11 protein-coding genes are annotated in these 10,538 nt (G+C 74.0%); 5 read left to right on the forward strand and 6 right to left on the reverse strand.

The genetic code is table 11. The features are described 5' to 3' along the window. Window positions 1-62: 62 nt before the first annotated feature. The gene (locus ACRDSK_RS04585) at window positions 63-620 is read left to right on the forward strand and encodes an AAA family ATPase (RefSeq protein WP_431438629.1); all 558 of its coding nucleotides are present in this window, start codon (window positions 63-65) and stop codon (window positions 618-620) included. Here ACRDSK_RS04585 and ACRDSK_RS04590 read toward each other — a convergent pair. Both ACRDSK_RS04590 and ACRDSK_RS04595 read right to left on the reverse strand, forming a co-directional pair. Next, window positions 607-1,470, reverse strand: a complete 864-nt coding sequence (locus ACRDSK_RS04590) for a S1C family serine protease (protein ID WP_431438641.1) — start codon at window positions 1,468-1,470, stop codon at window positions 607-609. The genes ACRDSK_RS04585 and ACRDSK_RS04590 overlap by 14 nt on opposite strands. Window positions 1,471-1,618: 148 nt before the next feature. After that, window positions 1,619-2,191 carry a peptide deformylase gene (locus tag ACRDSK_RS04595; RefSeq protein WP_431438630.1) on the reverse strand — a complete coding sequence of 191 codons (573 nt, stop codon included), beginning with the start codon at window positions 2,189-2,191 and terminating at the stop codon, window positions 1,619-1,621. 146 nt (window positions 2,192-2,337) lie between these two features. On the opposite strand from ACRDSK_RS04595, the gene ACRDSK_RS04600 reads away from it, so the two are divergent. Then, a complete protein-coding gene (locus ACRDSK_RS04600; RefSeq protein ID WP_431438631.1) occupies window positions 2,338-2,649 on the forward strand; it encodes a DUF3263 domain-containing protein in 312 nt (103 codons plus the stop codon). Then, window positions 2,646-3,287, forward strand: coding sequence for a LytR C-terminal domain-containing protein (locus ACRDSK_RS04605; protein WP_431438632.1), 642 nt, complete (start codon window positions 2,646-2,648; stop codon window positions 3,285-3,287). The genes ACRDSK_RS04600 and ACRDSK_RS04605 overlap by 4 nt, the downstream gene beginning before the upstream one ends. 26 nt (window positions 3,288-3,313) lie before the next feature. Here the strand turns inward: ACRDSK_RS04605 and ACRDSK_RS04610 are convergent, their stop codons facing one another. The 4 genes from ACRDSK_RS04610 to moeA form a co-directional block, all read right to left on the reverse strand. Next, complete coding sequence (locus tag ACRDSK_RS04610; RefSeq protein WP_431438633.1) at window positions 3,314-5,584, reverse strand: AAA family ATPase; 2,271 nt, start codon at window positions 5,582-5,584, stop codon at window positions 3,314-3,316. Window positions 5,585-5,595: 11 nt separating this feature from the next. Continuing rightward, window positions 5,596-6,552, reverse strand: a complete 957-nt coding sequence (gene pssA, locus ACRDSK_RS04615; protein ID WP_431438642.1) for a CDP-diacylglycerol--serine O-phosphatidyltransferase — start codon at window positions 6,550-6,552, stop codon at window positions 5,596-5,598. Window positions 6,553-6,606: 54 nt separating this feature from the next. After that, window positions 6,607-7,335: a phosphatidylserine decarboxylase gene (locus ACRDSK_RS04620; RefSeq protein WP_431438635.1), complete on the reverse strand. Its 729-nt coding sequence runs from the start codon at window positions 7,333-7,335 to the stop codon at window positions 6,607-6,609. Between the two features lie 247 nt (window positions 7,336-7,582). Next, window positions 7,583-8,779, reverse strand: a complete 1,197-nt coding sequence (gene moeA / locus ACRDSK_RS04625) for a molybdopterin molybdotransferase MoeA (protein WP_431438636.1) — start codon at window positions 8,777-8,779, stop codon at window positions 7,583-7,585. A gap of 92 nt (window positions 8,780-8,871) precedes the next feature. On the opposite strand from moeA, the gene ACRDSK_RS04630 reads away from it, so the two are divergent. Both ACRDSK_RS04630 and ACRDSK_RS04635 read left to right on the forward strand, forming a co-directional pair. After that, the gene (locus tag ACRDSK_RS04630) at window positions 8,872-9,516 is read left to right on the forward strand and encodes an AIM24 family protein (protein ID WP_431438637.1); all 645 of its coding nucleotides are present in this window, start codon (window positions 8,872-8,874) and stop codon (window positions 9,514-9,516) included. Window positions 9,517-9,664: 148 nt separating this feature from the next. Then, on the forward strand, window positions 9,665-10,538 hold an 874-nt coding region (locus ACRDSK_RS04635), incomplete at its 3' end, for a serine/threonine-protein kinase (protein WP_431438638.1).

The raw sequence follows: 10,538 nt of genomic DNA on the forward strand, positions 1-10,538 counted from the left end.
ACCAGACGTTCGCGGCGGACCCCACCGCTCACCATTTCCCTCGGTGCGATCGGAGTACGCCCATGCCCGGATACATCCTCACCGGCACCCCGGGTTCCGGGAAGACGGCCGTGCTGCGTCAGTTGGAGCTCGATGGTCATCGCGTGGTCGAGGAGGCCGCGACGGACACCATCGCCCTCGCCAACGCGTGCGGTGAGGAGGAACCCTGGCGCGAGCCCGCCTTCGTCGACCAGGTCGTGCGACTGCAGCGCCGGCGCCGGGACGCCGCTCGGGTGGCGGGCGACGCCGACGTCTTCTTCGACCGCTCCCCGGTGTGCACGCTGGCGCTCTGCCACTACCTCGGCTTCGCGACGCCGCCCGTGCTCGTGGCGGAGGTCGAACGGGCGGTGGCCGGCGACGAGTACGAGCCGACGGTGTTCTTCGTCCGCAACCTGGGTTTCGTCCGGCACACCGAGGCGAGGCGGATCAGCCTGGCGGACTCGCTGGTCTTCGAGCGGCTCCACGAGCGGACCTACCGTGGGCTCGGCTTCCAGCTCGTCGACGTTCCCGCGGGCCCGCTGCCCGAGCGCGTGGCGCTGGTCCGGCGGGAGGTCGAGCGGCTGGCGGCTAGCCGACCGTGAGCTCCGTCGGGCGGGCGTAGACGTCCACCATCGCGCCGTTGCGCAGCACCGTGACCGCCAGGTTCGTGCCGATCACCTCGGCGAAGAGCTTCCGCTGGATGCCCTGCGCGTCGTGGACCTGCTCGCGGGCCACCGTGAGCACGAGGTCGCCCTTGCGCAGGCCGGCCTGGTCCGCGGGCCCGCCGCCCACGACCTCGAGCACCCGCAGGCCCGCGCGCTGGCCCGTCCGCTCGGCCACCTCGTCCGGCAGCGGAGCCGGGACGCCGACCACGCCGAGGTAGGCCCGCCGCACCCGGCCCTCGACCATCAGCGTGTCGATGATCCGCCGGGTCGTGCGGTTGATGGGGACCGCGAGACCGAGGCCGAAGCCCGCCACCGCGGTGTTGACGCCGACGACCCGCCCGCGCGAGTCGGCGAGCGCGCCGCCGGAGTTGCCCGGGTTGAGCGCCGCGTCCGTCTGGATCACGTCCTCGATCACCCGCGCCGCCTGCCCCTGGCGCACCGGCAGCGACCGGCCCAGCCCGCTCACCACGCCGGCGGTAACCGAGCCGACCATGCCCAGCGGGCTGCCGACCGCCACCACCAGCTGACCGACCACGAGCTCGTCGGCGTCGCCGAGGTCCGCTGGCGGTGGTGCGTCCGAGGCCGCGCGGAGCACCGCGAGATCGGACAGCGGATCGGAGCCGACCACCTCGAACGGCGTCTCCGTACCGTCCGAGAACGTCGCCGTGCCGCGCTTGCCGCCGCCGACCACGTGCGCGTTCGTCAGCAGGTGCCCGGCATCTGTGAACACCACCGCCGAGCCGCTGCCCCGCCGCAGCGACACGCTCGCCACGTGCGGGGTGAGCATCTTCGCCACGGCACTCACCGTTCGGGAGTAGGCGTCGAGCTCGTCCTCGGACACGCGATCACCGCCCCTTGCGCCAGTTGCACCTACTGCAAGTGTGCGCCGGGCGGCGATGTTCCGAGTTCGCCGCGAGCGAACCGGCCGCGGGCCGCTACTCCTCGCCCGGCTCGGTCTCCACGGCTGGGTCCCACGACAGGCCGGGCACGCCCCAGCCGTTGTACTTGAGCATCCGCTTGGACTCCCTGGCGTACCGGCCGGTGAGCCGGTTCAGGTACAGCAGCCCGTCGAGGTGGTCGGTCTCGTGCTGCAGGCAGCGCGCGAGGAAGCCGGTGCCCTCGACCTCGACCGGCTCGCCGGACACGTCCTGGCCGGTCACTTTCGCCCACGCCGCGCGGCCGGTGGGGAAGCGCTCCCCGGGCACGGACAGGCAGCCCTCGAGGTCGTCCTCCGGGTCCGGCATGGTCTCCGGGCGCTCGGAGGTCTCCAGCACCGGGTTGACCAGGACCCCGCGGTGCCGCACGCCGTCGTCGTCCGGGCAGTCGTAGACGAACACGCGCAGGTCGACGCCCACCTGGTTCGCGGCGAGGCCCACGCCGGGTGCGGCGGCCATCGTCTCGAACATGTCGGCCACGAGCGTCTTCAGCTCGTCGTCGAACGTCTCCACCGGGCGCGTCGGCTGGTGCAGCACCGGCTCACCGACGATCACGATCGGGCGTATGGCCATGGCGCCGACCCTAAGCCACGTCCGCGGGAGGAAAGATCGCGCGACTCTCGCCGACATGGCGGGCCGCCACAGTGGGTAGCGTGATGTAATGAGGGAGGCGAATCACAGGCGTGTGATTCGCGAGAAGACCCGTGGCGAGGAGCCAGATGGACGCCGCAGAGCTGCCGGCACAGCCCTCCGATCCGCACGCCCGCGCGGCGGCACCGACCGAGGCCGGCCTCACGGAGCGGGAGCGCGAGATCCTCGCGTTCGAGCGCCAGTGGTGGAAGTACCCCGGTCTCAAGGAGCAGGCGATCCACGAGCTGTTCGGCGTCTCGCCGACGCGCTACTACCAGCTGGTCAACCGCTTGATCGACAAGCGTGAGGCGCTCGAGGCCGATCCGATGCTGGTCAAGCGCCTGCGCCGGCTGCGCAGCGGCCGCCAGCGCGCCCGCTCGGCCCCGCGGCTGGGTCGATGAGCTCACCCGAGTCGCCCAGCCCCACGCGCCCGCTGCGGGTCGCGGGCATGGCGTTGCTCGGGCTCGCGGTGATCGCGCTGGTGATCGGTCTGATCTCGGTCTTCGGCGGCGGCACGGGCAACGGCGACGACAACGCACAGCCACCACCCACGAGGACGTCGCCGAGCGAGCCCGGCTCGTCCGAACAGCGGCCGCCGACGTCGTCCGGGACCTCGACGTCGGAGCCGACGTCTTCCTCGCCGACGGGCGAGCCGACCACGACCACCACCCGGCCGGGCGACTCACCGCCCGCCCCGCCGCCCGGCGGCGACGGCAACGGCGAGCCCGGCAAGACCCAGCCGGTCCGCATCTACAACAACAGCACGGTCGAGGGCCTCGCGTCGCAGGCCGCCGAGGACCTGCGTGCGGTCGGCTGGAACGTCGTCCAGGTCGACAACTACCCGTACGGCACGATCCCGACCACGACCGTCTACTACCGGTCCGGCACCGCCGAGCAGCAGGCCGCCGAGGACATCGCCGGCGACTTCGGCATGCGGGTCGAGGAACGCTTCCGCGGCATCGGCGGCTTCGCGGCCGGCGTGATCGTCATCGTCACCAACGACTACGAGGGCCTCGGCGGCGAGAACGATGGCAAGTAGCACTGGCAAGTAGCACTGGCAAGTAGCTACCGCGCCTTGGCGTACGCCTCGAGCGCGGCCAGCTGCGCCGGGTCCAGCGACGCGCGCACCGTGCCGCGGGCCGTCGCCAGGTGGGCGGCCGTCACGACCGACGCCTCCAGCGACTCGCGCATCGCGGTCAGCGCGGCCTCTCGGATGAGCGCCGCACAGTCCGCCGCCGAGTAGCCGTCCAGCTCCCGGGCCACCTCGGCGAGGTCCACGTCGTCCGCGAGCGGGGTGTTCCGGGCCGTCGCGCGCAGGATCTCCGCCCGCGCCTCGGCGTCCGGCGGCGGCACGTACACCAACCGCTCGAGCCGGCCCGGCCGCAGCAGCGCGGGGTCGATCAGCTCCGGCCGGTTCGTGGCGGCGAGCACGACCACGTCGCGCATCGGCTCCACGCCGTCGAGCTCGGTGAGCAGGGCCGCGACCACCCGGTCGGTCACGCCGGAGTCGGCGGACTGCCCGCGTCGCGGCGCCAGCGCGTCGACCTCGTCGAGGAACACCAGCGCGGGCGCGGCCTCCGCGGCTCGGCGGAACAGCTCCCGCACCGCCCGCTCGGACTCGCCGACCCACTTGTCCATCAGCTCGGCGCCCTTGACCGACAGCACGTTCAGCTTGCCGGTGCCCGCGAGCGCCCGGACCAGGTACGTCTTGCCGCCGCCGGGCGGGCCGTACAACAGCAGCCCGCGCGGCGGGTCGACACCGAGGCGGGCGAACGAGTCCGGGTAGCGCAGCGGCCACAGCACCGCCTCGGTCAGCGCCTGCTTGACCTCGACCATGTCGCCGACGCCGTCCAGCGTCAGCCCGCCGGTCTGCAGGCTGTCCGAAGTGGACAGCGAGATCGGGCGGACGGTCTCCAGCGCGCCGAGCAGGTCCGCCCCGGTGACCACCGGGTCGGTGGCCGCCTTCACCCGCACGGCCGCGCGCACGGCCGCCTCACGGCGCAGGGCGATCAGGTCCGCGGTGACGAACCCCGGCGTCCGCTCGGCCACCTCCCCGAAGTCCACATCGGACTCGACGGGCACGTCCCGGAACAGCACCCGCAGCAGCTCCGTGCGGGTCGTGGCGCCCGGCAGCGGAATCGACAGCGCGCGGTCCAGCAGGTCCACGCCGCGCACCCGCGGGTCGAGCGCCTCCGGGTGGGCGGTGGTCGCCACGATGGCCAGCTTCGGCGTGCGGATCGCGGTCCGCAGCGTGTCGATCACGACGGTGGCCACCGGCGGCGGGTTGCTCGCCGGCAGCAGCGCGTCGAGGTCGGTGATCAGCAGCACCGACGGCCGCTGCGGGGTCTCGTCGGCACCGATCCCGGCGTTGATCCGGGCGATGGCCTCGGACAGCCGGCGCGCGCCCGCGTTGGCCTCCAGCGCGGCGAGCGTCGGCCCGGCCAGTTCGACCACCTCGGCGTCGACCGAGTGCGCGACCGAGTGGACCATCGTGGTCTTGCCGACGCCCTCGGGCCCGGTGACCAGCGCGCCGAGCTGCACCGCCGCGCCCAGCTGCGCCAGCAGCTCCGGGCGGTTGAACGCCAGCTCGAACCACTCGGCCAGCCGGTCCGCGGCCTCGCGCGCGCCGACCAGGTCGGTGACCGGGGGCGGCGGCGCGACCGGCGACGCAGTGTCCATCCCCGCGGCCTCGGCGACCGGCTCCCGCGCGGGGACCGACACCGTGCCGCCGGGGCCGGCGAGCTGAGCCACCGGGGCGGCCTCGCCGGTCCGCGCCCCGTCCCGCCAGCCGACCACAGTGGACGGTTGGACGGCGACCGGACCGGGCGGCTCGGTCGCGGTCACGGTCAGCAGCTCGTTCGTCCAGGTCATGCCGATGGCCCGGGACAGCTTGCCGCGCACGGCGGGCAGGTCCGAGCCCGGCGGCGGCGCCAGGTCCTGCGGGAGCAGCGATACCGCGTCGCCAACCGTCAGCACCTTGCCGATCAGCGCCAGCCGCACGGTCTCCGGCGGCAGCGAGGTCGCCGCGAGCCGCGAGCCGGCGACGGTGACCGTGCGCGCGGCCGCCACGTCCGCCGGCTCCACCACGACCTCCGCGCCCTCGGTCACGCCAACGTTGGACATGGTCACGTCGTCGAGCAGCACCACACCGGGCGCGCCGGCCCCGTCGGCCTCTGCGGCGATCGCGGCGCTCACGCGGGCGCCGGTCAGCCGCACGCAGGCCCAGGCCTCCAGCCCGAGCGCGTCGAGCACCTCGGGATGCAGCCGCACCACGCCGCGGCGGGTGTCCAACGCCGACGGCGAAAGCCGAGCGGTGAGCGTGATCTGTGGTGACATGAGACCCGAGATTACTGCTCGCCGGACCCGGGCCGGGACTGGTTGCGGCGCAGGCCCGTGCGCCGCCAGCCGCGGCCGCGAAGCACCGCGCGGCGCACCCGGCTCGAGTCGGTCGGGAGCAGCACGGTGCCGCCCCGGTGACCGTCGCCCGAGCCGTTGCCCCGGCGGGCCGCCGACACCGCGCGCCGGGCCGCGCCCGCGACCTTGCGCATCGGCGGCCGCAACCCGAGCCGGCGGTTCGACCCGTGCGCCCGGCGGATCGCCCGGCGCTCCTTCGGCGGCACGTCCCACGCCTCGGGGTGGTTGGCGAGCCAGTGGTTGCGCCGCACCGCGTAGGGCACGTGTGCCAGGTAGACCACGAGCGCGCACGCCAGCGCCAGCATCGGGTAGGTGATCACCGCGGCCGCGGCCAGCCCGACGAGCACCAGCAGCGGCGCGACCATGCGGGCCGGCACCCGGACCGTCTTCACCGACAGCGTCGGGATCCGGCTGATCAGCAGCGCGGCGATGGCGACCGTCCAGCCCATCACCACCGGCGTCGTCGACCACCAGCCGTCCTGCCCGACCTGCATCGTCAGGATCAGCGGCAGAAGTGCGAGCAGCCCGCCGGCCGGTGCGGGCACGCCGACGAAGAACTCCTTGGCGTACGGCGGTTGCTCGGTGTCGTCGAGCAAGGTGTTGAACCGGGCCAGCCGCAGGATCGCGCAGACCGCGAAGACGAGCGCGATCACCCAGCCGAGCCGGTTGCCGTCGAACTTCCAGATGTAGAGCACCAGCGCCGGCGAGACGCCGAAGGAGATCGCGTCGGCGAGCGAGTCCAGCTCGGCGCCCATCTTGCTGGTGGCGTCGAGCAGCCGCGCGATCCGGCCGTCGAGGGCGTCGAGGACCGCGGCCACCGCTATCGCCGCGATCGCCGCCGGGTAGTTGCCGGACAGGGCGAACTGCACGGCGGACAGGCCCGCGCACATGGCGAGCACCGTGATGGCGTTGGGCAGCAGCCGTACGCCGGGCGGCGGGCCCAACTAGTCCACCGTCCGGAGCTCGGCGAGGACGGTCTCGCCGCCGATCGTGCGCTGGCCGGGCTCGACCAGCACCCGCGAGTCGGCCGGCACGTAGACGTCCACCCGGGAGCCGAAGCGGATCAGGCCGTAGGTGTCGCCGGCGCGAACCTTGTCCCCGGCGTCGACCTGGCACACGATCCGCCGCGCGATGAGCCCGGCGATCTGCACGACCGCCACCTGCTGGCCCTCGGGGGTGGCGAGCAGCAGCGAGTTGCGCTCGTTGTCCTCGCTGGCCTTGTCGAGGTCGGCGGAGAGGAACTTGCCCGGCCGGTACTCCGCGCGCCGGACCTCGCCGGAGACGGGCGCGCGCTGGACGTGCACGTCGAAGACCGACAGGAACACGCTGACCCGGGTCCACTCGCCGCCGGTGACGCCGAGTTCCGCCGGGGGCGCGGCCAGCACGACATGCGAGACGGTGCCGTCGGCGGCGGCCACCACGAGGTTCGACCGGGCCGGGGTGACTCGCTTGGGCTCGCGGAAGAACCAGGCGATCGCCGCGGTGAGCACGCCGCTCACCAGCCCGAGCCGGCGCGAGAGCCGGCGCAGTACGAACGTGGCGGCGGCGGCGCCGAACACGAACGGCCGGCCCGCCGGATGCATGGGCGGTACGACGCTCCTGGTCAGCGCGATGATGTGGGCGAGTCTGCCATCGCCCTGCGACTCACGGGATGGCTCAGGAGATTCGGTCATTGTGGCCGGACATTCCTCGCATGAGTGCGGTCATCGGATGCGCACCACGCTACGCCGTGCACGGAATGTGACGATTGGGGAGCTACTTGATCCACACCGGGTCGACACTCCGGCCGGCCGGTGCATCCCCCGACGACATGCACCGCCGGCCGGTGGACCTACGGGCATCGGTGAGTGTACGGCCGTGCGCGCCTGGTAAGCAATGGCGAACCGTAGGGGACTCGTCACCGACTGTCGCCGCCCCAGCTCAGCGCAGCAACAGCACGTCGGTCTCCGCCCCTGCGGGCAGCTCGGTCACGTCCTCCGGCACCTCGAGCAGACAGTCCGCCGCCGCGAACGACGCCAGCAGGTGCGAGCCCGGCCCGCCGATCGGCGTCACCGACGTGCCTTCCAGATGCGCCCGCCGGTACTGCCGCTTGCCGCGCGGCGACCGCAGCGCCTCGGTCGTCGTCGCCCGGACCCGGGGGCGGGCCACGTCCCGGTGGCCCATCGCGGCGAGCAGCGCGGGCCGCAGGAACAGCTCGAACGACAGCGCCGTCGACACCGGGTTGCCGGGCAGGGTCACCACCGGCAGCGACCCGAGCCGGCCGCAGCCCTGCGGCCCGCCGGGCTGGATCGCCACCCGCAGGAACTCCACGCCCTGCCCGGCCAGCGCGTCCTTGACGACCTCGTAGGCCCCGGCGCTGACTCCGCCGGAGGTGACCAGCAGGTCGGCGCCCTCCTGCGCGGCGATGGTGGCGTGGAAGGCGTCGACGTCGTCCGGGACGAAGCGCAGCACGGTCGGCGCCGCCCCGGCCTCACGCACCGCGGCGGCGAGCAGCACGCTGTTCGACTCGTAGATCTGCCCGTGGCGCAACGGTTTCCCCGGCTCGACGAGCTCGGAGCCGGTCGACAGGACCAGCACCCGGACCTGCCGGTGCACCGGCAGCTCCGCTCGCCCGATCGCCGCCGCGAGGCCCAGCTGCGCCGAGCCGAGCACGGTCCCCGCGCGCAGCACGGTCACGCCCTCGGCGACGTCCTCGCCCGCGAGTCGGATGTGCGTGCCCGGCTCGACCGCCGCGCGCACGGTCACCTCCCGCTCGCCGCCGTCGGTGTCCTCGACCTTCACGATCGCGTCCGCGCCGGGCGGCACGGGGGCGCCGGTCATGATCCGGTGCGCGGTCCCCGCCCGCAGCGCCACGACGTCGGTCCGCCCGGCCGGGATGTCCTCCGGCACGGGCAGGCGCACGGGCGCGCCCCGGTCCGCGCCGGCGACGTCGGCCGCGCGCACCGCGTAGCCGTCCATGGCGGAGTTGTCGAAGGGCGGCAGCGCCACCGGCGACACGACGTCCTCGCCGAGCACCCGCCCGACGCATTCGGCCAGCGGGGTCGGCACCACCGGCGCCGCCGGCACCAGCGAAGCGAGCCGGAGGCGGTACTCGTCGACCGAGAGGGGAGCAGTCACGTCCTGAATCCTGCACGACGGCCGCGCCCGTGGCTCGCGTGCCAGACTGCGCATCACTCGGTGGACGACTCACGTTTCGTAAGGGGTGGCTCGTGCAGGTCCGGACTCGGCACACCCCGGCGTTCGGCGTCGCCCGGCTGCTGCTGGCGCCCGGCGAGGCGGTGCAGGCGGACTACGGCGCGATGCTCGCCTCGAGCTTCGGGATCGCCGTGGCGCCGGCCCGCGCCAGCTCGCGGGGCAAGCCGCGCCGGGCCGTGTTCACCGCGCCGGCCGAGGGCGGCTGGGTCGACGTCGCGCCGGCGCTGCCCGGGGACGTGCACACGATCGAGCTCGACGGGATGGGCGGCTGGTGCGTCGCACGGGGGAGCTGGCTCGCGGCCACGGCGACCGTGCGGACCGATGCGCAGTGGCCGGGGTTTCGCGGCCTGTTCGGCGCGGACGTCGGCTTCCTCGAGCACCTGTCCGGCGACGGCGCGTTGGTGCTGGCGTGCTGCGGCTCGCTCGACGTGCTGCCGCTGGAGACGGGCGAGCTCGTCACGGTCGACCCGAGCTACCTGCTGGCCTACAGCGAGCAGACCCAGTGCCGGCTGCGCGCGGTCAGCCCGCAGCTGCCGCAGTCGGTGCGCACCGGCGAGGGTCTGCTGCTGGACTTCGCCGGGCCCGGGCAGCTGCTCGTGCAGACCCGCAACGCCCGGACCATGGCGTCCTGGCTGGGCGGAAACGGCGGCGGCCGGTAACGGCCAGGTCCCGGATCGGGCCGAACCGCACGCACGGCTGCGACGTCGAACGTTAGGCTCGACCATGGCGAGGGACGGTCGCTTCTCTCGGCCGGGCTGCGGGGTGTCCGGTCGGCGCGACCGGCCCCGACGAGTGAATGGATGAGTGGTGGCCGAGGACCTCACCGGGCGTCGCCTGGGGCACTACCGGATCGACGGTGTGCTCGGCAAGGGCGGCATGAGCGTGATGTACAAGGCCACCGACATCCGCCTCGGCCGCAAGGTCGCGCTCAAGGTCATCGCCGAGCACCTCACCGAGGACCCCGAGTTCCGCGAGCGCTTCGTCGACGAGGCCCGCAACACGTCCGCGATCGACCACGCGAACGTCGTGCCGCTCTACGACTTCGGCGAGGTCGACGGCCTGCTCTACATCGCCATGCGGCTCGTCGACGGCTCGGACCTGGCCAGCCTGATCAAGAGCGGCCCGCTCGAGCCCGAGCGCGCGCTCGCGCTGCTCGGCCAGGTCGCCGAGGCGCTGGACAACCTGCACGAGCGGGGCCTGGTGCACCTCGACGTCAAGCCGGCCAACGTGCTGGTGACCAGCCGCGAGTCCGCCGGCGAGCACATCTACGTCGCCGACTTCGGACTGACCCGCCGCGGCGCCACCGGCCACCGCACCCGCGGCGGCGACTTCCTCGGCTCGCCCACCTACGCCGCGCCCGAGCACCTGCGCGGCGAACCGGTCGACGGCCGCACCGACGCGTACTCGCTGGCGTGCGTGCTCTTCGCGTGCCTCGCCGGCCGGCCGCCGTTCCAGGGCCCGGTGCCCGACGTGATCCAGGGCCACCTCAACCGCGACGTGCCCGCGCTGACCGAGTTCGTCCAGCTGCCGCCGGCGATCGACGAGGTGATCCGCCGCGGGATGTCGAAGAGCCCGAAGAACCGGTACGCGAACTGCCGCGAGCTGGTCGCGGCCGCCCGGCAGGCGCTGATGCCGCGGGCCGTGCCGCCGGTGCCGGTCGGCCCGCGCAACGGCCCGGGGC

This window comes from Actinophytocola sp. (genome assembly GCF_050699915.1).
Lineage (GTDB): Bacteria > Actinomycetota > Actinomycetes > Mycobacteriales > Pseudonocardiaceae > Actinophytocola.

What these genes read in the sequence shown, in the direction of transcription:
- ACRDSK_RS04620 (WP_431438635.1), bottom strand. Translation starts at nt 7,335, where the DNA reads ATGACCGAATCTCCTGAGCCATCCCGTGAGTCGCAGGGCGATGGCAGA.
- ACRDSK_RS04595 (WP_431438630.1), bottom strand. Translation starts at nt 2,191, where the DNA reads ATGGCCATACGCCCGATCGTGATCGTCGGTGAGCCGGTGCTGCACCAG.
- pssA (WP_431438642.1), bottom strand. Translation starts at nt 6,552, where the DNA reads ATGTGCGCGGGCCTGTCCGCCGTGCAGTTCGCCCTGTCCGGCAACTAC.
- ACRDSK_RS04590 (WP_431438641.1), bottom strand. Translation starts at nt 1,470, where the DNA reads ATGCTCACCCCGCACGTGGCGAGCGTGTCGCTGCGGCGGGGCAGCGGC.
- ACRDSK_RS04600 (WP_431438631.1), top strand. Translation starts at nt 2,338, where the DNA reads ATGGACGCCGCAGAGCTGCCGGCACAGCCCTCCGATCCGCACGCCCGC.
- ACRDSK_RS04610 (WP_431438633.1), bottom strand. Translation starts at nt 5,584, where the DNA reads ATGTCACCACAGATCACGCTCACCGCTCGGCTTTCGCCGTCGGCGTTG.
- ACRDSK_RS04605 (WP_431438632.1), top strand. Translation starts at nt 2,646, where the DNA reads ATGAGCTCACCCGAGTCGCCCAGCCCCACGCGCCCGCTGCGGGTCGCG.
- ACRDSK_RS04585 (WP_431438629.1), top strand. Translation starts at nt 63, where the DNA reads ATGCCCGGATACATCCTCACCGGCACCCCGGGTTCCGGGAAGACGGCC.